Source organism: Hymenobacter sp. H14-R3 (assembly GCF_030063445.1).
Classification (GTDB): Bacteria; Bacteroidota; Bacteroidia; order Cytophagales; family Hymenobacteraceae; genus Hymenobacter.
In genome coordinates this window covers 1-21995 of sequence record NZ_JASITD010000034.1, presented here as the reverse complement: position 1 = coordinate 21995, position 21995 = coordinate 1, and the positions used below count along the sequence as shown (strand labels likewise).

The following is a 21995-nucleotide window of genomic DNA, read 5'->3' as shown; positions in this document are numbered from 1 at the left end:
ATGTATTATATTGTTTTTGAGTGTCTTATAGATAAATAATGCCAAGGTATACAGTATATGAAGTTATCTCATCCTATTCGGTTTGACTTGCTGGAATTTCTAAAATTCGGCAAGCTTGATTTTATTAAAGTAGGCCAAACGAAGGAATGGATTTTGGCCAATTTTGCTGACCCCGACGGGTTAAACAACAAGATGCTGAGCCACAAATGGCCCGTGTGGACCTACGACCTGCTGGAGTTTCACTTCGACCAAAACAATGAGCTGTTTCTTATTTACACCGACTACCTGGAAGACCTGAAAAGCAACAACCGCTTTGAAATCAGCCCTTGGATTTTTGAAGATGCCAGCAAATTGACGTTGCTCTTTGTGTTAGCAGCGCTAAATAGTCAACAAATTGATTACCAGAAGGTAACGCGTAAAAAGGGGGTACTGCTTCACCTGACAAGCGGCGTCACGCTATCCTTCACGGCTACTGACGAAGCACTGGCAAAAAGCGCTAATGACTGGATGATGACGTCGCTGAGCTTGACGCGAGCGGATGAAGCATAACCTATTGCTAATGAGTAATAAAGCAGCTGACTGAACAATGCAAAAGGCCCGCCAGCCATGTGTGGTACATGGTTGGCGGGCCTTCTCGGCGCTTGCCCTACGTAGCTCTACGCCAGCTGCAAGCCAGCCAGCTGCTTGTTCACAAAGTCAAGCTCCTCAAAGCTCAGCTTCACGTCCATCGCCTTGGCGTTTTGCACGGCTTGCTCGGGGTTGCGGGCGCCCACCAGCGCCACCGTGATGCCGGGCTGCGCCAGCGTCCAGCGCAGCACGAGCTGGCCGAGGGTGGCGTTTTTGGTTTCGGCCAGCGGCCGGATTTTGTTGAGAAACTCGTTGACTTTGGTCACCGCCTCGGGCTTGAACAGCTTGTTGGTGCTGCGCAGGTCGCTGGCGTCGAAGTGCTGGCCGGGCTTCATCTTGCCCGTGAGCAGGCCCAGCTGCAAGGGGCTGTACACCAGGATGCCCTTGCCGTGCGCCTGGCAATAAGGCACGGCATCTTGCTCAATGGCCCGGCGCAACATGCTGTACGGCAATTGGTTGGAGGCGAGGTTGAGCGTCTTTTCGGCCTCTTCCATTTGGGCCACCGAGTAGTTGCTGACGCCCGCGGCGCGCACCTTACCCTGCTCGATGAGGCGCTGCACGGCCTCCATGGTTTCGGCAATCGGGGTGGTCACGTCGGGCCAGTGCTGCTGGTAGAGGTCGATATAATCGGTGCCCAGGCGCTGGAGGCTATCCTCGCACTCCTTGATGATGCTGGCGCGGCTAGCGTACTTGTACACGTCCACGTCGTGGCCGTCGTTGTTTTTGGTCTTCATGGCGAAGTCGCCCTTCGCCAGGTCCCAGCGCATGCCGAACTTGGTGAGCACCTGCACCTTATCGCGCGGTAGGCTTTTAATGGCCTCACCCACAATCTGTTCGCTCAGGCCCATGCCGTAGATGGGGGCCGTGTCGATGCTGGTCACGCCCAGGTCGTAGGCGGCGTGAATGGCCCCCACGGCGTCGTTCTGCTCGGTGCCGCCCCACATCCAGCCGCCGGCCGCCCAGCTGCCAAAGGTGATGCGCGAAACGGATACGTCGGACGAGCCTAATTTCTGATATTCCATGAGTTAGAGGAGCTGCTTGCTAAAAATACGTCCTCCGTTAACCCTGCCCGCCGGCCGAAGGTTGCGCCGCCGCCGCCCTGGCCGCCCCGAACGCTACCCGCCGGCCGCGTGTTAAGCTGGCGCGCAAAGCAAACATTTGGCCCCGCCCGGGGCTTCGTGCTTTTCCGTTATTCATTAGCTGAGTCATCCCTATGAAAGTTGAAATCTGGTCCGATGTCGTGTGCCCGTTTTGCTACGTTGGCAAGCGCAAGTTTGAGAAAGCCTTGGGCGAATTTGCCCACCGCGCCGATGTGCAGGTAGAGTGGAAAAGCTTCCAGCTCACCCCCGATTTTGTGCCCGTGCCCGGCGAGAGCATCCACGCCTCGCTGGCCAAGAAAAAAGGCGTGTCGGAGGCCGAAGGCCGCCGCATGAACGACCACATGGCCCTCATCGCCAAGGAAGTAGGTCTGAATTACGACTTCGACAACACCATTCCGGCCAATACCTTCCTAGCCCACCAGCTGGTGCACTTTGGCGCGCACCAGGGCAAGCAGGATGCCACCAAGGAGCGCCTCATGGCCGCCTACTACCTCGAAGGCCGCAACCTCAACGAGCTGGACACGCTCACCAACCTGGCTGCCGAAATCGGCCTCGATGCCGCCGCCGCCCGCCAGGCCCTGGAGGCCGGCACCTACGCCAACGAGGTGCGCCGCGACGAGTACGAGGCCCAGCAAATAGGCGTGCAGGGCGTGCCCTTCTTCGTGTTTGAGGATAAATACGCCGTGTCGGGCGCGCAGCCCAGCGAAGTATTTGCCGAGGTGCTGGGCAAGGTGTGGGAAGAAGGCCACCCGGCCCCGGTCCGCCCCACGCTGCTGGCCGACGGCCCCGCCTGCGGCCCCGAGGGCTGCGACTAGAGCTTACTCCAAAGCGGTTGTCATTGCGAACGCTCCACTGCGTTGCGCTCGCAATGACAAACGTTTTTGCGTCATTCTAAATCTCACCTTCATACTTTCGCCACGCGGTTTGGCGTAGGCTTGTGAGTGGGCGCCTGTGGGCGCTAGGAGTGCGCCGCATTCGTTGTTTCCTTACTTATGCTTAAAAAAATAGCAACCAACGGGCGCGCCAGCAAGCGGTGGGCCGGCTTCTGGGTGCCGGCGGCCGCGGCCGGCGTGCTGGCCCTCACGGCCTTTCGGCTGCCCGCCGAAGACAACCCCATCCGGGTTATTGCCGAAAAGCTGAGCGCCTTCTACGCGCGTACCCTGCCCGAAAAGGTGTACCTGCACCTCGACCGCCCCGCCTACGGCACCGGCGAAACCATCTGGCTCAGCGGCTACGTGGTGGATGCCATGCGCCACCGGCCCGACACCCTCAGCAAAGTGCTGCACGTGGATTTGCTTTCGCCGCAGCGCCGGGTGGTGGCCCGCCGCACCCTGCGCCTGGTGGGCGGCCGCGCCGCCGGCGACATCGAGCTCAGCGACAGCCTCGACGCGGGCATTTACCTGCTGCGCGCCTACACCACCTGGATGCGCAACGCCGGCCCCGGCTTCGTGTTTGAGCGCCAGCTGCAAGTGTGGCCCGCCGACCCTGACAAAACCCCCGCCGCGGCCAGCGGCGGCGCTACCCCCGCCACGCCCGCTCTCAAGGCCATGCCGCGCCTGGCCCCCACCGTTGGCAAGCCCGATGTGCAGTTCTTCGCTGAAGGCGGTACGCTGGTGGCCGGCCTGTCGTCGGTAGTGAGCTTTAAGGCCGTGGCGGCCAATGGTAAGGGCATCGCCGTGAGCGGGCAGGTGCTCGATGAGCAGAACAAGCCGGTGGGGGCGGCCTTCAGCGCCCAGCACGTCGGCATGGGGCGGCTCAGCCTCGTGCCCGCCGCCGGCCAGCGCTACCACGCCCGCGTGAAGCTGCCCGACGGCACCAGTACCGACTATCCGCTGCCCGCCGTGCAGGCCACCGGCTACGCCCTGCACGTGGCCGAGGCCGGCGACAGCTACACCGTGGAGGCCCGCTACCGCGGCGTGCCCGGTGCCCCGGTGCCCGGCCCGGTGATGCTGCTCACCGAGGTGCGCGGCTTTATCATTGGCCTGGTGCCCAAGCCCATAACCGACGATGGCAAGCCCGTGACCTGGACGGTGGCCAAGGCACGCTATCCCAATGGTATTCTGCACTTTACGCTGTTTGATGCCCAAAGCACGGCCCAGGCCGAGCGCCTGGCCTTCGTGCTGATGGGCCAGCCCGCCCTGCGCGTGGTACTCACCCCCGACAAGGCCGCGTACGCCCCCCACGATGCCGTGCACGTGAAGGTGACGGTGGCCGATGCCGCCGGCCAGCCCATGGCCACCCACCTCTCCGTAACGGTGGCCGAGGCCGGGGCCGCTGCCCTCGACCCCACCGGCGGCAACGTGGTCAGCAGCCTGCTGCTCACCTCCGACCTGGCTGGCTACGTCGAAAGCCCCGGCTACTATTTCCAAAACCCCACCCCCGAAACCACCCGCGCCCTCGACGACCTGCTCCTCACCCAGGGCTGGCGCCGCTACGTGTGGAAGGAGGTGCTCGGCCCCAAGCCGCCGCCGCTGTTCTACGGCTTTGAGCAGGGCATTACCCTGTTTGGGCAGGTCACGGGCATGGGCCAGACCGGTATTCCGAGCAGCCAGCTCACCTTTATTCAGAGCAAGCCGGTGCGCAACGTGCTCACGGCCACCACCGATGCCAGTGGCCGCTTCCTGTTTAGCGGCTTTCCGGGGCGCGATACGTCGCTCATCACTTTGCAGGCGCGGCGCGCCACGGGGGGCAGCAACGTGATTGTGCGGCCCGATATGGGGCCGCCCACCCTGGGCGCGCCCTTGCCGCCGCTGCCGCCCGTGGCTACCACCTCGGGCGTGGCCGAGTACCTGCGCCGCAGCCGCCAGCAGCAGGTGCAGGAGCGCCAGGGCCGGCCAGAGGGTGAAATCCGTAATGTGCAGCTAGCCAACGTGGCCGTAACCGGTAAGAAGCAGGTGATTGCCCCCAACGACACGCGCCGCCTTTACCCCGGCGTGGTGGCCAACACGATAGTCGATTTTACCGATATTCCAGCCGCGCAGTCGGGCATGAGCGCCCTGCAAATCTTGCAGAGCCGGGTGGCGGGCCTCACCGTCAGCGGCAGCCCGCCCAACATGAGCGTGCAGATTCGCGGTAGCGGCACGCCGCTGTTTCTACTCGATGGTCAGCGTACCGATATTGATTTTATCAACACGCTGCCCGCCAATCAGATAGAAGCCGTGGAGGTTTTTAAAGGCACCGAGGGAGCCATCTTCGGCAGCTCGGGCGGCGTGATTGCGATATACACCAAACGGGCCAACAAGAACTACAAGGGCGAAGACAAAGGGCCCAGCCCCGGCCTCATCACCATCAAGCTGCCGGGCTACTACCAGGCCCGCGAGTTTTACCAGCCCCACTACGGCGCGCCCGTCATGAACGCGCCCGCCGCCGACCCGCGCCGCCTCACCCTCTACTGGGACCCCGAGTTCAGCACCGATATCGCCGGCAAGGGCGAGTTTATCTTCAACACCGCCGACGGCAGCGGCAACTTCCAGATTTCCACCGAGGGCATCAGCCTCAATGGCGACCCTAGCCGTGGTAATGCCAGTATTTACGTAGCGCCGAAGAGTAGGTAATTGATTAGTAGTTTGTTAATTATAGTTGGGGCTACGTTAGCGCGTAGCCCCAACTTTTTTTAGCCCGCAGAAGTCGCGGAGGTTTGCGTAGAAAACGCAGAAGCGAACGATTAAAGATGAGCTAATTTATGGTGCCAGATTGGTTGCGGTTTAATAAGGCTGCTAGCTTTTGCTGTAAGATAGTCAATTGATAATCAATGGAATACCATGAATTTGTAAAAGCGTCTAAATCAACTGTTTGTATTGGCGGCATTTCGGTAGAAGCCTCTGAATCATGAGTAACTGCTTGCTGCCGAGCGTGTTCTAGTCCGGCTGTAAACTGCTTGATAAGCAAGGTCAGTTCTTCTTTAGCGTTGTTCATCGCAGCAGCAAATAATGTTGATTTATAAATAGTTATAAAAAATATCAGGTAGGCCGAAGGGAAGCAGTTCACTTAAACTGGCAAGTGTGTTGCTTCCCTTCTGCCTGCCTGATATTTTCTTGTAATTCAGCTAATCGCCTACGCCAGCACCATTTCCTCGGCCCCGAGCGTGGCCAGCAGGTGCTGGGCCTTGCCCACGCTGCTGATGGCATCGAAGGTCACTTGCAGCTTGTCCTTCTGGTCTTTCATGCGGGCCGTGCGGGGGTGAGTTTGCACAAAATTGAGAATGCGCCCGAAGCCCTCGCCCTGGAAATAGGCCTCGTGCCCGGCCCCGGCGGGCAGGTAAAGGCGCAGCGTTTCGCGCTTCAGCGTCAGCTTTTCTACGCCCAGGCTGCCGGCCTGCCAGCGCAGCTTCACAATGTCAACCAGTAGCTGCACTTGCTCGGGCAGCGGCCCGAAGCGGTCGGTCATGCTAGCTACCAGCTTGGTCAACTCCTCGGGCTTCTGGGCGCGGTCGAGCTTGGCGTAAAGCTGCAAGCGCTCCGACACGTTGCCCACGTAGGTGGTCGGGATGAGCACTGGTAGGTCCGTCTCAATCTGGGTTTCGCGGGGGCCGCCGTGGCCGGGTAGCGCGCCGGCTGCCTGCTGCAGGCGCTGCTGGCTGGTGCCGGCCGCGCCCTCGCCCAGAAACAAGTCCCGAAACTCGGTTTCCTTCAATTCCTGCACCGCCTCGTCCAGTACCTGGTGGTAGGCCTCGTAGCCCAGGTCGTTGATGAAGCCCGACTGCTCGCCGCCCAGCAGGTTGCCCGCCCCCCGAATGTCGAGGTCGCGCATGGCCACGTTGAAGCCCGCCCCCAGGTCCGAAAACTCCTCCAGCGTGTGCAGGCGCTTGCGGGCATCCGAAGGCAGGTTGGCCACGGGCGGCGTCAGCAGGTAGCAATACGCCTTGCGGTTCGAGCGGCCCACGCGGCCCCGCATCTGGTGCAGGTCGCTGAGGCCGGTGAGGTGTGCCCGGTTGATAATGATGGTGTTAGCATTCGGAATGTCGAGCCCACTCTCAATGATGTTGGTGCTCACCAGCACGTCGTACTCGCCCTCCACAAACTTCATCATGCGCTTTTCCAGCGAGTCGCCGTCCATCTGGCCGTGGGCAAACGTGACGCGGGCGTTGGGCACGAGGCGCAGTATCATGGAGGCCATTTCCTCGATGTCGCTCACCCGGTTGTGCACGAAAAACGCCTGCCCGCCGCGCTTCAATTCCCGCGCAATCGCATCACGAATGATGATTTCATCAAATACCTGCAGCTCGGTTTGCACCGGCTGGCGGTTGGGTGGCGGCGTGGCAATCACGCTCAAATCGCGGGCGCCCATCAGGGAAAAGTGCAAGGTGCGCGGTATCGGCGTGGCCGACAGCGTGAGCGTGTCCACATTCACCTTTATCTCCTTGAGCTTGTCCTTGGTTTTTACCCCGAATTTCTGCTCTTCGTCAATAATAAGCAAGCCTAAGTCTTTGAATTGCAGCTTCTTATTGGTAAGCGCGTGGGTGCCAATGAGAATGTCGGTGCGGCCGGCCGCCACGCGCTCCATCGTCTCCTTTATCTGCTTCGGCGACTTAAAGCGGTTGATGTACTCCACCGTCACCGGCAGGTTGGCCAGCCGGTCCCGAAACGTCTTGTAGTGCTGCATCGCCAGAATGGTAGTGGGCACTAACACAGCTACTTGCTTGCCATCGGCCGCCGCCTTAAACGCCGCCCGAATCGCCACTTCCGTCTTGCCAAAACCCACATCACCGCAGATAAGCCGGTCCATGGGGTGGGGCTGCTGCATGTCGTTTTTCACGTCCTCCGTGGCCTTGGCTTGGTCGGGCGTGTCCTCCCAAATAAAGCTCGATTCCAGCTCGGCCTGCATAAAGCCGTCCTTCGAAAACGCGAAGCCGGGGGCCGTTTTGCGCTTGGCATACAACCGAATGAGGTCGGCCGCAATATCCTTCACCTTCTTCTTGACCGACTTTTTCTTGTTCTCCCACTCTGCCGAGCCCAGTTTGCTCATACTGGGCGGTGAGCCCTCCGCGCCACTGTACTTAGCAATTTTGTGCAGCGCGTGAATGCTCACCGTCAGCACGTCGTCGTCGCGGTATACCAGCCGGATGGCCTCCTGCGTGTGCCCGTTCATCTCGACCTGCGTGAGGCCCGCGAAGCGCGCAATGCCGTAGTCTTGGTGCGTCACGTAGTCGCCGGGCTGCAAGGTCTTCAGCTCGCGCAGGGTCAGGGCTTTTTTCTTGGAGAATTTCCGCGTTTCCTGGGCCCGATAATAGCGCTCAAACAGCTGGTGGTCAGTATATACGGCCAGGCCCAGCCGCTCGTCTACGTAGCCCTCGCGCAGGGCAATGAGCAGGTGCTGAAACTGCACGTTGGGGTCCAGCTCGTCGAAAATAGTGCGCAGCCGGTCGGCCTGCCGCACCGAATCGGCCGCGATAATGGTGGTAAAATCGCGCACCTTGTTCTCTCGGATGTTCTTCATCAACCGGTCAAAATCCTTGTTGAAGCTCGGCTGCGGCTTGGCCGCAAACTGAAAGTCCTGGGCGTTTTTGAAGTAAAACCGCTTGCCAAACTCCACAATGGCAAACTCGTCGAGGCACTTCTTCAGGCTCTTGGCGGCCTCAAACAAGTCGGCCGGCTTCGACACAATCTGCATGCCGCTGGCCTCTTCCAGCAGGCGCTTGAAGTTGCTCTCGGCCTTGTCAAACAGCTCGCTCACCACGTCCAGCGTCTGGCGCATATCCTTGACCCACAGGCAGCTGGTGCGCGGTAAAAACTCCAGAAACGACTCGCGCCGCTCTTGCAGTAGCTTGGTTTGCACGTTCGGAATAATGCTCACCGTGGTGCGCGGCTCCACCGACAGCTGCGTTTCGGGGTTGAATGTGCGAATGCTCTCAATCTCGTCGCCAAATAATTCGAGCCGATAAGGCAATTCATTAGCGTAGCTGAACACGTCCACGATGCCGCCGCGCACCGCGTACTGCCCGGCCTCGTACACAAAATCGCTTTTCTCGAAGTCGTACTGCGCCAACAGCTCTCCCAGAAAATTCACATCTATCTTATCGCCCACCTTCGCCGAAAACGTGTTCTGTACCAGGCTCTGGCGGTTGATAACCTTCTCGCTCAGCGCCTCGGGGTACGTGACAATGAGCGGAGCCTTGTTGCGCGCCGCTACCTCGGCGTTGCGGCTGGCATTCAGCTGGTTAAGCACCTCGGCGCGCATCAGTACGTTGGCGTTCTCCGTCTCATCAAACTCGTAGGGCCGCTTGTAGGAGCTTGGAAACAGCAGTGCCTCGGGGCCCTCGGGCAGCAGGTGGCGCAGGTCGGCCATAAACAGCGCCGCCTCGTCTTTGTCATGTAATACAAATACGTTGGGGTGCGCGTACTGGGCGGCGGCGGCGGCTACCACGGCATCCTGCGAGCCCACCAGGCCGCGCAGCTGCACGCGCAACTCGCCGCCGTGGGCGGCCTCGTCGGCGGGGCGCTTGGCGTCGGTGGGCTGGGCGGCGCTCAGCAGGCGCACGCTCAGGGTTTGCAGCTCGGCGTCGAGGCGATAAAGGCGAAGAAAATCAGCTACTTGCACAGGGTATTGCGAACGGTAAACTAAAAACAGCCAGCCCGGCCGGGGTTCATTCCGGTCGGGCAGCGAGGGTAGTACTCCTACGGTGGCCCATAGGTTTGCCGTACCTTGGACTAAAATTACTAGCAATGGCCACCCCTCCTAACCGCGATTTGCCCGAAGTAGTGTCCGAGCTCATCATCGAAGTGCACGAAGTGCGCTCGGAACTGAATGCCATCAACGGTCGCATCGACCGCCTAGAGCGAACAATGGATACCCGTTTGCAGCGGGTAGAGCAAGAACTGGGACTACTCAGAATCGAGATGCGCACCGAGTTGCAGGAGGCCAGCCGCAGCATTGTGGAGGGCATCACGCGCGGCTTTGAGCCCTTCCTCAACCGCCTGCTCGACCACGACGACCAGCTAAAAAAACATGCCGGTCGCCTCAACACGCTCGAAAACCCCCAAGCTTAAGTAGTTGCGCGGTTCTGCTCACCTGGCCATCGGCCTCATTACGGGCGTGGCCATTGCGGGCCTCGTGCCCGGCATCCCGTTTTCGCTGCCCGGCATTGCGCTGGCCGGCTTCTCGGCCCTCGCCCCCGACCTCGACCACCCCGAAAGCCGCCTTAGTAAGCGCCTAGGATTTCTGCACGCCTACGTGCGCTGGGCCTTTGGGGCAGCGGCGCTGGCACTGGCCTGCTATGCGTATTTCCAACTGCGACCCGGCCCCGACCAGCGCCTGACCTACATTGCCGCGCTGGCCTTTGGGCTGCTGGGCGTGGCCTTGCAGGGCGGCCACGCCCGCAAGCTGGCGCTGCTCTTCACGGGCATGGCCACGGTGCTGGCGGGCCTGTATGCCAAGTTTTTATGGCTCAGCCTGTTGGGGGGGTATATCTCGCTGGCCCCCTACACCTCGCATCGCACCTGGACGCACACCATCTGGGCGGCTATATTCTGGACCTACGTGGGCGAGCTGGCCAACCGCAGCCTGGGCTGGCACGGCGTGGCCTATTACGCGGGCGGCGGCTATGTGTCTCACCTGCTGGCCGATACGCTCACCAAGTCGGGCGTGCAGTGGTTGCGGCCCCTCACCAACTTTAGCTTCAAAATTCCGCTTTTAAGCACAGGCTCTAAAGCGGGTAACGTAATGGAAGCCACCATTTGCCTGGGCTACGGGCTGCTGGTATTAGGGCTGGTTATCGGCCGCGTTGGGTTTTAAAATGAATAACTTGTGTATCTACTTGCCCAGCCTTAGCTTCGCGTCGGAGCGGGGAACACGGCGGCGGTAATTGTATCTTACCGTGAACTATAACAACCCGCTCAACTCAGGCTCGTTAGCCACCGAGCTTATTGATTTTTAATGTGTTAGCCCGTTCATCTGCTAGCCGGCGGGCTTTATTACAACTGCTACCCCATTCTCAAAATTTACCCACCAACATTTCTGTTTTATTATGAACCAGATGAATAGTCCGCTCATCCGGGTCGGCGTTTTCTACGACGGCAATTATTTCCTTAAAATTAGTGATTATTACTATTTCCAGCATGAGCGTAAAGCCCGCATCAGCCTCGAAGGCCTGCACGAGTTTATTCGGCATCAAGTAGCTGAAGAAGAAGATGTTGACGTGCGACTAGCGCAGGTCACTACTTCCCACTTTTTTCGGGGTCGGCTATCGGCTACCGAAGCCCGCGATAAAGACCGCCTCTTTCACGACCGCCTGCTCGACGACATTCTGATGAATCTGGGCGTGTGCACGCACTACATGCCCCTCAAAACCCGCGACGGCCGCCTCCAGGAAAAAGGTATCGACGTGTGGCTCAGCCTCGAAGCCCTCGAAATGGCCCTGCATAAGGCCCTCGATGTGGTGGTGCTCATCGCTGGCGACTCCGACTACGTGCCCCTCATCCGCAAGCTCAACACGGTGGGCACCCGCGTGATGCTGCTCAACTGGGACTTCAAATACGAAGATTTCAAGGGCGAAACCCGCGTGACGCGCGCCTCGCAGCACCTGCTGGAGCAGGCTACCTACCCCGTGGCCATGCACTCCGTTATCGACCGCGGCCTGCAGGAGCAGGATGAAGTGGTGGAGAACATGTTTGTGACGCAGAGCGAGCCCGCTGCGTTTGCCAACATGCCCGCGCCCGCCCCCACCAACGGGGCCGCCACCAGCCCGGCCTACGCGCCCGCCGCCTCGGCCGCGGCCCTGGCCGCTGCGGCGGCCAGCCGCGCCGTGCGGCCCTCGGGCCCCACGGCCGCCGGCCCGGTGGGCACCATCGGCATCAGCACCATCAAGAACCTGAAGAATGGCTTTGGCTTCGTAATAATGCCGCCCAATAACCTGTTTTTCAGCTACGCTGACTTGTCGGAGGGCGATTTCAACGACCTGCGTGAGGGCGACTGGGTAGAGTTTACGGTGGGTCGCAACCACCGCGACGAGGATTGCGCCCGCAACGTGCGCAAGGTGCCCGCTCCTAACCTCACCGGCGACGAAGACGGCGACTACGAGCCCAGCGCAACCATGCAGTCGGTGGGTGCCGTGCTGTAAGGAGTGTGGAATGTAGAAGTTGGAAAGCGGAATTAACGACGTGTAATTCCGCCTTCCGGACAGCAAAACCCGTTTGTTTCCGCCGCTTAGTTCGGCAGGAGCGAAGGGGTTTTACTATTTTCCATTCTCTCCCTCCCCATTCTTCATTCCCAATTCCCGCTTGCTGGCCGGGTAGCGGTTGAAGGTGCCCAGGCCCTGCGCCACGGCCGGCCCGGTGCCCTCGGCCGCGTGTTGGTAAATGGTACCGCTCACCACCATAATCGACTTGCCCGTGTGCTCGACCCGCGCTATGGCCAGCAACTCATTACCTAGATGGACTGGGCGCAAGTAGTTGATTTTAAATTCTATAGTAGCTACCAAGTCGCCTTCGGTGAAGGCTAGGGTGAGCGCGGCCGCCCCGAGCGCGGCATCCATAAGGCCGGCTAGCACGCCGCCGTGCGCCGTACCCGGCGACGAGAGGTGCTCGTCTTGGATAACCATACGGTACTCGGCTTGGCCGGGGGCGGGCACGTTGAGGGCCATGCCGTTGGCCTGGCCATAGCGGTTGATGTGGTTGTAGTGGGCTACCAGGGTGGGCCAGTCGAGGAGGGCAGACATGGAGGAAGAATGGGAGGAAGTGAAACTGCGTAGCTAACAAATGGCGTAACAGCCGCGCAAGCTAAACCCGGCGCAGCCTAGCCCGTACCTTTACCTACTCGCAACCGGCCGGCCGTGGGGTAGACAAAACCTGGGCCCGGTAAGACTTCCCCCTAAACAGCAGACCCTTATGCCTTCCTTCGATATCGTTAGCAAAGTAGACCCCCAGACGCTGGAAAACGCCGTGAACACGGCCAAAAAAGACCTGGCCACGCGCTACGACCTGCGCGATACCAAGGGCGGCATCGAGCTGAATAAAAAAGATAACACCGTGCTGCTCAGCTCGGAGAACTCGATGCGCATTCAGGCGCTCGAAGATATTTTGATGGCGCGCATCGTGAAGCAGGGCATCGACGGCACGGCCCTCGACTTCACGGCCGAGGAGCAGGCCAGCGGTGCGCTCGTTAAGAAAACGGTGAAGGTGCGCGCCGGGGTTGACAAGGACGCGGGCCGCAAAATTATCAAAGCCATCAAGGACAGCAAAATCAAGGTGGAGGCCCAGATGCAAGACGACCAGATTCGGGTGTCGGCCAAGAAGATAGACGATTTACAGGCCGTTATTGCCCTGCTGCGCCGCACTGACAATGGCCAGCCCCTGCAATTTGTGAACATGAAATAAACTAGGCTGCCCCCAGCCCCGAAGCCAGGTAGCGCTTCGGTTGGGTGGGCGAGCCGTATTTTTCATCATTCATTCATCGTCTTCGACTTTTTAGCCGTCTTCATTTGTCACCGTTCGCTGCCTTTTCTTCCGAGCATTTTGCCGCTTTTTCGCAGGTGCAAACCTGGGTTAGTTTGCTCACCCTCACGCTGATGGAAATCGTGCTGGGTATTGATAATATTATCTTTATCTCCATCACCGTCAATCGGTTAGCTCCCGAGCAGCAGGCCCGCGGGCGCACCATCGGCTTGCTGCTGGCCCTGCTGTTCCGCATTGGGCTGCTGATGAGTATTTCCTGGATTGTGAGCCTGCGCACGGCGCTGTTTACCCTGCATATTCCGCCGCTGGTCGAAAACTTTGGCGTGAGCGGGCGCGACCTTATTCTGCTAGCGGGTGGCCTGTTTCTGATGTACAAGAGCACGACCGAGATTCATACTAAGCTACAGGGCGAGGAGGAAGAGGACACTATTGTGAAGACGCATGCCAAGATGGGCGCCATCATCCTGCAAATCATCATTATCGACATCGTATTTAGCTTCGACTCCATTCTCACGGCCGTGGGCTTGGTCGACAACGTGCTGGTGATGATTGCGGCCGTCATTGTGGCCATGGGTATCATGCTGGCTTTCAGCGGGGCCGTGGCCAACTTCGTGAACCGCAACCCCACCATCAAGATGCTGGCGCTGTCGTTTCTCATCATGATTGGCTTCATGCTGGTGATGGAGGCCGCCCACAAGGAAGTGGAGAAGGGCTATTTGTACTTTGCCATGGCCTTCTCGCTGCTGGTAGAGCTGCTGAACATGCGCCTGCGCGGCAAAAGCAAGTCGGCGCCCGTGAAGCTGCGCGACTCGCAATACGACTAGGCAGCCCCTGGGCACGCCCCAAACGACAGTGAGCGCCGTCCGGTCAGTCCGGGCGGCGCTCGCTGTCGTTTGGGGCGTGCCCAGGGGCCTAGCTGGGCGGGTGAGCGGGCAGCCCGTCGAGGCTGGTGAGCACGCGCTGCTCGGCCAGGTCGAGCAGGCGGCGATTTAGCTCGGCCCGGTGCAGGCGGTAAAAGGCCAGCTCGGGCTGCGTGAGCAAACCCACCACAAGGCCCACCAGGGTAGCGCGCAGGCGGGTGTTGCGGGCCAGCAGCTCGGTGAGGAAGCGGGTGGCTTCTGTGGGGTCGGCGGTGGCCAGCGGCAGATGGTAGTCGTGGGCAAAGTCGGCCACGGTGGCCAGCAGCACCGCGTGCTGAAGCTTGAGCACCGGGCGCAGCACCTGGTGCTGAAAATCGGCCACGGTGGCTGGGGTAGGAATGGCGGCGGGCTGGCCGGCAATGGCCGGGCGCAGGGCCAGTAGCGCCGCATCGGGGTCGTACCCGGCCGGGCGGGTGGGGGAGGAAGAATTGGACATAGACCTTAGTAATACGGGCACAAAAAAAGCCCGGCCGAAGCCAGGCTTTTTTAAGTTTAAGGGGCCAGGCAGTTTAGTGCTGAATGGTCACCTTGGTGGTGTAGCTGCCTTCGGTAGTGCTCACGCGCACTATGTAGAGGCCGGTGGCGAGCTGGCTGGTGTTCAGTTCTACGCCGCTCTGCTGCATCTGGGTGGTGGGTACCGAGGCGCGCAGCACGGTTTTGCCCATCAGGTCAATCATGGTTACCTGCATAGGGGCGGTGCTGCTGAGCTGCGTGCGCACGATGAGGCGGTTCTGGGCGGGGTTGGGGTAAGCTTCCAGGGCGTTGTCGGCAACTACGCCGTTCTTGGCGGCCAGCGCAATAACTTTCGATTTGGGCGGAATGTCGAAGCCCTGCACAATGTTGGCCACCGTGGGGTAGCCGTTCACACGGTCGCCCTGCTTGGCACCGTAGCCCATGCCCCGGCGGGCAAATACGTTCCAGATGAGGTCGGCATTTGCCGCGCGGTTGGTCACACTATCGGCCCGTAGCAAGGCGTCGCGACCGTCGAGGAACCCGGGCTGGCACACTTGCAGCTTGCAGCCATCAAGCACCAGCTTCAGCATTTTGTTGTTGCCGCCGGTAGCAGCGAAGAAGTCGGCGTTGTAGTCGTACTTGTATATGAACTGCCAGTTCAGGTCCCATAGCACCGTGGTCCAGACTTCACCCACGTCGTGGGTTTCGCTGAACTTCCCAACTCCTGTTCCAAGCTTCGAATAGGTATAGTCGTTGCCCGTAGCCGTTATGTTGGTAGTGTACGGCTTTCTGCGGAAGCCGGGGCCCGCCGCGTAAGGGTTGCCGTTATCATAGGTAGCCACGTAGCGATTGGTGCTGCCAATGTCGCCGGGGCGGGTTGTCATCCATAAGCCAAAGAAGTCGCTCCATCCTTCGCCCATCGTTTGGTTGCCAGTAGTGGCATCGAGGCAGGTGGCGGTGCCGCCGCCGGTGAGGCGGTTGCTGATACCGTGGCCAAACTCGTGCGAAACCACGCCGTTGTCAAACGAGCCATCGAAGTCCGCACCAATTATGCCAAGGGCTGCCGATACATTAACCGTGCCGCCGGCCCGAATGGCTGCCCGCAACTTAAAACCATCGGCTCCACCAAGATAAATAGCGGGGATGCGAATGCCTACCGTATCAGCACCGCCAAAATTAATCAGCCCATTAGTAGCTGCCGTAGAGTCGAAGACAATGACACCAACGGCCCCATTGTCCTGGGCCCGCTTCACTTTGGGCGCAAATTGATTGTTGGGCCGTGGGCTAAGCGTCGATAGCTGCGTGCAGCCATTGCGCTCTATAAAAGCAATATTACCCCTGATAGCGGCCGCATTTATAAAAGGTGAGGCGCACCCGTGGTCACCACCATCACCCGATACGCCGTCGTTAACGAGCACCAACTTGCCGGCCAGGGGCTTCTTGGTGAGGCTGGGGCCGAAGCCGACGGGCGCAATCTTGTAGGTGCCGGCTGCGTCCGCTGCCCCCGTCACAGTCAGCAAGCTGGGGCCAACGTTGTCAAACAGGTACATCTGCATCCGGCCGTTGCCCCCGTCGGCGGGCGTCGAGAAGTTGGCATTGTTGCGGCCGCTGCCGTCCTGCGACTCCGCACGCACAAAATCACCATCCTTGCCTAGCTTGTTGCCTTGGCTGTCCTTTGTGAGGTTCTTGTACTGAAAGTTGCCCGATACCTCATCGAAGCCATGCGCCATCATCACGTCGTGGAGCATGTTGTTCCAGTAGAACAGGTTAGTGATACCGGCGGACAGGTTATTGGGGTCGCGGGCACTTTTTGTCTGGTCGAAGGGAAAGTCGAAGCTCAGGGTAGCCCCCCCGTCGGGCGAGGAAGTGGACGAAACCAGGTTGGTATTAGGCGTATCAACCGAAACGTTGGCCGTAGTGCTATTGTCGTCGTAGGCAGCTACGTTGTTGCCGCGCGTCAAAAACTTGCCGCTCGATGCCAGGGAATAAGAATCGTCGAAGAAACCGGTAGGCGCACCGGCCTGCTCTACCTGCCAGCCCACGGGCGAGTATAGGGGATTGGCCGAGCTGAGTGGGACCTGCACGCGGGGCGATAGGTCGGGGCTTTCAAACGGCACCGGAATGACGTTGAGGCTAGCGGCGGCCGTGGTGCCCAGCACCGAGCGCGTGGCGGCGGTGGCAAAGGCAGGCACCTTTTGCTGGCTGGCCTGCGCCTTCAGCGTTTGCTGGTTGAACGTAGCTACCTCATTTACTACGAAGTCGTTTTTATCAACCAAGCGGCCGGTTTGCGCATCAATGCGGGCATTCCAATGGTGCTGCTGATCGAGTTGCGCAATGGATACTTCCCACACCAGCACCAGCTTATCATTCTGGCGGGTGTACATCAGGCGCACCGGAATGTTTTCTTCCGAAATCCCTCCGTTGTTGAATACCATACCATCAGCCACGCGGGCTTCTAACACCGTGCGCAGGCCCACGGGCCGGGGCAGGTCCAGGCTTACGGCGGCGGCTACCACGGCTTGAGCAGGCGTGAGCGCGGGGGTTGCGGAAGGGGCCTTGGCACCGGCCCCCACTACAAAGTCCTGCGCCGAGAAAATGACCTTGCCTGCTTTATCGGTGTGCACGGCCCCGGTAGCGTTGAACACGACCAAGCCATTGACGCGCTGCTGCAGATAGGTGTGGGTAATACCGGTGCTGGTGTCGGTATACGAATTGGTTACCAGTACATTAGCCACGTCGGCGGCACTCAGCCCCTGGGCCTTGGCTTTAGCGGCAAATGACGATAGCGCGGCGGCCGGCGGCCCTTGCTGAGCTTGGGCGATACCCGGCAAGGCTAAGGCCGTTGCTAGAGCCAGCGTCCGATAGCCCAAATGAGTAGAGAACAACGTCATAGGAGAGGAAAAAGGAAGAAAAAAATGATGACAATGGCTAGGCTCCAAAGATAAACACATTTCCCAAACCCCTTCCCTAAAGCGCTAAAAAAACGCAGAAAAAATACGAGCGGGCTACTCAAGGCTAACTATCCGTGTGCCTGCCAGGTGCTTAGCCAAATATTTTTAGCTTGCTGAGTACGTCCCACAGCACCACGCCCGCGGCCACGCCCACGTTGAGCGAATGCTTGGTGCCGAGCTGCGGAATCTCGATGGCCGCGCTGCACAGCGCCAGCACCTCGTCGTCCACCCCCAGCACCTCGTTGCCCAGCACCAGGGCCAGCGGCCGGCCGGGCTCGGGCCAAAACTGCGGTAGCAGCACCGAGCCGGTGGTTTGCTCCACGGCCACCAGCTGGTAGCCGGCGGCCTTTAGCTGCTGCGCGGCCTGCAGGGTGGTGGCGCTGTACTCCCAGGCCACGGACTCGGTGCTGCCGAGGGCCGTTTTGGTAATTTCGCGGTGCGGGGGCTGGCCCGTGACGCCGCAGAGGTAGATTTTTTCGAGGGCGAAGGCGTCGGCAGTGCGAAAAACGGCCCCCACGTTGTGCAGACTACGCACATTATCAAGCACTAAGGCCACCGGGCTTTTGGGTGTAGCTTTGAAATCGGCCACCGGTAGGCGGTTTAGCTCGGTCATGGTGAGTTTGCGCATGCGGAAGGAGCGCGAACTTTGTGGTTCGCGAAAAGGGTTTTTAAATGGAATCGCGGATGATGCGCCGGTCCTTGCGAGCGCCGCGCGGCAATCTTTCCTTCACGCCTGGGTTAGTAACCCTGTGAAGCGAACGACCAAGGAAAGATTGCCACGCGGCGTTCGCAAGGACAACCGATTTTTACGTATTACTAAATTCTCGCGGGCCCCAAAGTTCGCGCTTCTGCCTTGTCTACCGCTCCTGCCCCCGCTGCTCCCGCTTCCAAGTTTGCCATTAAGTCGCTGGGGCCCGACCATATCAAGCCTATCGCGGTGGCCGACACGCCGCTCATGCGGCAGTATTACCAGCTCAAGCAGGAGCATCCCGGCGCAGTGCTGCTGTTTCGGGTGGGCGACTTCTACGAAACCTTTGGCGAAGACGCGGTTACGGCTTCGCGCATCCTCGACATCACGCTCACCAAGCGCGGCGCGGGCACGGCCAGCGAGGTGGCGCTGGCGGGCTTCCCGCACCACGCCCTCGACACCTATCTGCCCAAGCTGGTGCGCGCCGGCCAGCGCGTGGCCATCTGCGACCAGCTCGAAGACCCCAAGCTAGCTAAGGGTCTGGTTAAGAGAGGAATAACCGAGCTTGTGACGCCCGGCGTGAGCCTGCACGACAACACCCTGGAGCGCCGCCAAAACAACTACCTGGCCGCCGTGCACTTCGGCAAAACGGAGGCCGGCATCTCGTTTCTCGACATCAGTACCGGCGAGTTTCTGGCCGCCCAGGGCACGCTTGATTACTTGGGCAAGCTACTGCAAAATTTCCGGCCCGCCGAGGTGCTGTTTTGCAAGCGCAGCCGGGCCGAGTTTGAGGGCAACTTCGGTCCCGATTTCTGCACCTACGCGCTCGACGAGTGGGTTTTTGGCCAGGACTACGCCCACGACACCCTCACGCGGCACTTCCGCACCACCTCGCTCAAGGGCTTCGGGGTCGATAACCTGAAGGAGGGCGTGATTGCGGCCGGCTGCATCCTGCACTATTTGGCCGAAACAAAGCATACTGATATTCAGCACGTTGCTAGCCTGGGCCGGCTCGAAGAAGATAAGTACGTGTGGCTCGACCGCTTCACGGTGCGCAACCTGGAGCTGGTGCAGGCCCAGCACCCCGGCGGCGTGCCGCTGATTGATATCCTGGACCAGACCATTACACCGATGGGGGCGCGCCTACTGCGCAAGTGGGTGGTGCTGCCGCTCAAGGAAGTGAGCCAGATTCAGCGCCGCCTCGACACCGTGGCCGCCCTCGTGGCCGACCCCGAGCTGCTGGAAGAAGTGCAGAGCAAGCTGCGCCCCATCAACGACCTGGAGCGCCTTATCTCCAAGGTGGCCGTGCGCCGCGTGAACCCGCGCGAGCTGCTGCAACTGGCGCGGGCCCTCGAAAGCATTGGGCCGCTGCGCGCCAAACTGGCCGGCTCGGGCATCCGGGCCCTCGAAAAGCTGGCCGACCAGCTCAACGCCTGCGACTCGTTGCGCACCGAGATTCAGGCCAAAATAAAGCCTGATGCGCCGCTGCTCACCAACCAGGGGCATGTGATTCAGGATGGCGTTGATGCCGAGCTGGATGAGCTGCGCGGGCTGGCTTTTTCGGGCAAGGACTTTTTGCTCAAAATGCAGCAGCGCGAGCAGGCCATCACCGGCATCTCGTCGCTGAAAGTGGCTTATAATAAGGTGTTTGGCTACTACCTCGAAGTCAGCAACGCCCACAAAAATAAGGTACCGCCCGAGTGGATTCGCAAGCAAACCCTGGTGAACGCCGAGCGCTACGTAACTGAGGAGCTGAAAACTTACGAGGAGAAGATTCTCACGGCCGAGGAGAAGCTGTTTATTATCGAAGCCCGTATCTACCAGGAGGTTACGCTGGCGGCGCTCGACTTCGTGAGCCAGATTCAGCAGAACGCCCGCGCCATCGGCGTGCTCGATTGCCTGGCCTCGTTTGCGGCCACGGCGCGGCAGCACCGCTACACCCAGCCCGTGGTGAACGACGGGCCCACGCTCGACATCAAGGGTGGCCGCCACCCGGTGATTGAGCGCCAGCTGCCGCCCGGCGAAAGCTACATCCCCAACGACCTGTGCCTGAGCCAGGACGACCAGCAAATAGTGGTGATAACGGGGCCCAACATGGCCGGTAAGTCCGCGCTGCTGCGCCAAACGGCCCTCATCGTGCTGCTGGCCCAAATCGGCTCGTTCGTGCCCGCCGAGGCGGCCACTATCGGCATTATCGACAAGATTTTTACCCGCGTGGGAGCCTCCGACAACCTGAGCAAGGGCGAAAGCACCTTCATGGTGGAGATGACCGAAACGGCCTCCATCCTCAATAATCTCTCGGAGCGCAGCTTGGTGTTGATGGATGAAATCGGGCGCGGCACCAGCACCTACGACGGCATCAGCATTGCCTGGGCCATTGTGGAGCACCTGCACAACAACCCCAAGGCGCGGGCTAAAACGCTGTTCGCCACCCACTACCACGAGCTCAACCAGCTGGCCGACGACTGCCCGCGGGTGCGCAACTACCACGTGGCCGTGCAGGAGGCCGACGGCCGGGTGCTGTTTCTGCGCAAGCTGCGGCCCGGCGGCTCCGAGCACAGCTTTGGCATTCATGTGGCGCGCATGGCCGGCATGCCGCCCGCCGTGGTGCTGCGCGCCAACGAAATAATGCACCACCTAGAGCTGGAGCGCACCCAAACCGGCCTCGTGGACGCAGACGCCCCCACGGAGCTCGATGAGGTGCTGGCCGGCCTCGATGAGCCGCCCAAAGCCAGCGCCCAGCCCCGGCCCCGCGCCACGGCCGCCGTGGCCTCGGCGCCCAAGATTCAGCTCAGCATGTTTGAGCCCGGCGACCCCGCCCTGGAGCGCGTGCGCGAGCTGCTGCAAAGCCTGGATATCAACACCATCACGCCCATCGAGGCGTTGCTGAAATTGCAGGAGCTCAAGGGCGTGTCGGGGGCGTAGCACGGCGAACCAGCAGCCGGGTGGCCGTGTTGTAAGGAATCCGGCGGGCGCGCGTCCAGCGTATAAAACCCCTCACTTCCTCCATGACTTCCATGACCAAGCTTTTGTCGGCCGTTTCCGGCCTGGGCCTGCTGGCCCTTGCGGCCTGCGGCTCGCAGCAGCCCGCCCAGGCGCAGGGCCAAACCCCCGCCGCCGCCGTGGCCTCCACGGCGGGCCTTGCCCCCAAAAACCTCACTGGCCTGGCGCAGGCCACTTTTGCCGGCGGCTGCTTTTGGGCGCAGGAAGAAGCCTTTGAGCAGATAAAGGGCGTGAAGCAGGTGGTGAGCGGCTACGCCGGCGGCACCGTGCCGCACCCTAGCTACGAGCAGGTGGCCGGCCAGGAAACCGGCCACACCGAAACGGTTAATATCTACTACGACCCCAAAGTGGTGAGTTACAAGATGTTGGCCGATATTTTCTTCACGGCTAGCCACGACCCCACGCAGCTCAACCGCCAGGGCAACGACACCGGCCCCGAGTACCGCTCGGCCGTGTTTTACCGCACGCCGGAGGAAAAGAAAATCATCGACGAAACCATTGCCAAGGTCAATTCCTCGAAGGAGTACGACAGCAAAATCGTGACCCAGGTGGTGCCCTTCAAGCAGTTTTGGGATGCCGAGGACTACCACCAGGGCTACTACCGCCTGCACACCGACAACCCCTACATTATCAACGTGTCGGAGCACAAAGTGGCCCACGTGCGCAAGCTTTTCCCGAAAGATTTGAAATCCGGCCTGCCTAATCTCTAAGCCACTTCCAGTACGCAAAACGGCCCCATCGCTTCGTGCGGTGGGGCCGTTTTATTTGTAAGTTGCTGTATAATAAATAATTACTGTGTGTTTGGTGACGCTGACGGCTGGGCGGCGGGCGGCCTCACTATCCGAAAAGTGCTGCGTAGCGAAGGG

Annotated in this window: 17 protein-coding genes; 10 read left to right on the top strand and 7 right to left on the bottom strand. The window is 60.4% G+C overall.

Annotated features, from left to right (window positions below; translation table 11 throughout):
- Positions 1-57: 57 nt before the first annotated feature.
- The gene (locus QMK33_RS20985; protein WP_283566585.1) at positions 58-549 is read left to right on the top strand and encodes a hypothetical protein; all 492 of its coding nucleotides are present in this window, start codon (positions 58-60) and stop codon (positions 547-549) included.
- Between the two features lie 107 nt (positions 550-656).
- Here the strand turns inward: QMK33_RS20985 and QMK33_RS20980 are convergent, their stop codons facing one another.
- Positions 657-1649, bottom strand: a complete 993-nt coding sequence (locus tag QMK33_RS20980) for an aldo/keto reductase (protein WP_283566584.1) — start codon at positions 1647-1649, stop codon at positions 657-659.
- 191 nt (positions 1650-1840) lie between these two features.
- On the opposite strand from QMK33_RS20980, the gene QMK33_RS20975 reads away from it, so the two are divergent.
- Positions 1841-2542 carry a DsbA family oxidoreductase gene (locus QMK33_RS20975; RefSeq protein WP_283566583.1) on the top strand — a complete coding sequence of 234 codons (702 nt, stop codon included), beginning with the start codon at positions 1841-1843 and terminating at the stop codon, positions 2540-2542.
- Between the two features lie 177 nt (positions 2543-2719).
- A complete protein-coding gene (locus QMK33_RS20970) occupies positions 2720-5281 on the top strand; it encodes a TonB-dependent receptor (RefSeq protein WP_283566582.1) in 2562 nt (853 codons plus the stop codon).
- A gap of 121 nt (positions 5282-5402) precedes the next feature.
- On the opposite strand, the gene QMK33_RS20965 is transcribed toward QMK33_RS20970, so the two are convergent.
- Both QMK33_RS20965 and mfd read right to left on the bottom strand, forming a co-directional pair.
- Positions 5403-5642, bottom strand: coding sequence for a hypothetical protein (locus QMK33_RS20965; RefSeq protein WP_283566581.1), 240 nt, complete (start codon positions 5640-5642; stop codon positions 5403-5405).
- Between the two features lie 138 nt (positions 5643-5780).
- Complete coding sequence (gene mfd / locus QMK33_RS20960; RefSeq protein ID WP_283566580.1) at positions 5781-9263, bottom strand: transcription-repair coupling factor; 3483 nt, start codon at positions 9261-9263, stop codon at positions 5781-5783.
- Positions 9264-9388: 125 nt separating this feature from the next.
- Here mfd and QMK33_RS20955 point away from each other — a divergent pair, with 125 nt between their 5' ends.
- The 3 genes from QMK33_RS20955 to QMK33_RS20945 all read left to right on the top strand — a co-directional run bounded on the left by QMK33_RS20955 (position 9389) and on the right by QMK33_RS20945 (position 11781).
- Positions 9389-9712, top strand: coding sequence for a hypothetical protein (locus QMK33_RS20955; RefSeq protein ID WP_283566579.1), 324 nt, complete (start codon positions 9389-9391; stop codon positions 9710-9712).
- Between the two features lie 4 nt (positions 9713-9716).
- Entirely contained in the window at positions 9717-10457 is a 741-nt protein-coding gene (locus tag QMK33_RS20950; RefSeq protein WP_283566578.1) for a metal-dependent hydrolase, read from the top strand.
- Between the two features lie 232 nt (positions 10458-10689).
- Positions 10690-11781, top strand: a complete 1092-nt coding sequence (locus QMK33_RS20945; RefSeq protein WP_283566577.1) for an NYN domain-containing protein — start codon at positions 10690-10692, stop codon at positions 11779-11781.
- 114 nt (positions 11782-11895) lie between these two features.
- Here the strand turns inward: QMK33_RS20945 and QMK33_RS20940 are convergent, their stop codons facing one another.
- Entirely contained in the window at positions 11896-12378 is a 483-nt protein-coding gene (locus QMK33_RS20940; RefSeq protein ID WP_283566576.1) for a PaaI family thioesterase, read from the bottom strand.
- 169 nt (positions 12379-12547) lie between these two features.
- On the opposite strand from QMK33_RS20940, the gene QMK33_RS20935 reads away from it, so the two are divergent.
- Positions 12548-13036 (top strand): YajQ family cyclic di-GMP-binding protein, encoded by a 489-nt coding sequence (locus QMK33_RS20935; protein ID WP_283566575.1) that lies wholly within the window; start codon positions 12548-12550, stop codon positions 13034-13036.
- Positions 13037-13140: 104 nt separating this feature from the next.
- A complete protein-coding gene (locus QMK33_RS20930; RefSeq protein ID WP_283566574.1) occupies positions 13141-13938 on the top strand; it encodes a TerC family protein in 798 nt (265 codons plus the stop codon).
- Positions 13939-14026: 88 nt separating this feature from the next.
- Here QMK33_RS20930 and QMK33_RS20925 read toward each other — a convergent pair whose 3' ends face one another.
- The 3 genes from QMK33_RS20925 to QMK33_RS20915 form a co-directional block, all read right to left on the bottom strand.
- Positions 14027-14470 (bottom strand): hypothetical protein, encoded by a 444-nt coding sequence (locus tag QMK33_RS20925; protein WP_283566573.1) that lies wholly within the window; start codon positions 14468-14470, stop codon positions 14027-14029.
- A 73-nt stretch (positions 14471-14543) separates the two neighbouring features.
- Positions 14544-17378: a M36 family metallopeptidase gene (locus tag QMK33_RS20920; RefSeq protein ID WP_283566572.1), complete on the bottom strand. Its 2835-nt coding sequence runs from the start codon at positions 17376-17378 to the stop codon at positions 14544-14546.
- A 151-nt stretch (positions 17379-17529) separates the two neighbouring features.
- Positions 17530-18066, bottom strand: coding sequence for an RNA methyltransferase (locus QMK33_RS20915; protein WP_283566571.1), 537 nt, complete (start codon positions 18064-18066; stop codon positions 17530-17532).
- Positions 18067-18393: 327 nt separating this feature from the next.
- Here QMK33_RS20915 and mutS point away from each other — a divergent pair, with 327 nt between their 5' ends.
- Positions 18394-21051 carry a DNA mismatch repair protein MutS gene (gene mutS / locus QMK33_RS20910; protein WP_283566599.1) on the top strand — a complete coding sequence of 886 codons (2658 nt, stop codon included), beginning with the start codon at positions 18394-18396 and terminating at the stop codon, positions 21049-21051.
- A 92-nt stretch (positions 21052-21143) separates the two neighbouring features.
- Positions 21144-21839: a peptide-methionine (S)-S-oxide reductase MsrA gene (gene msrA, locus QMK33_RS20905; protein WP_283566570.1), complete on the top strand. Its 696-nt coding sequence runs from the start codon at positions 21144-21146 to the stop codon at positions 21837-21839.
- Positions 21840-21995: the final 156 nt, after the last annotated feature.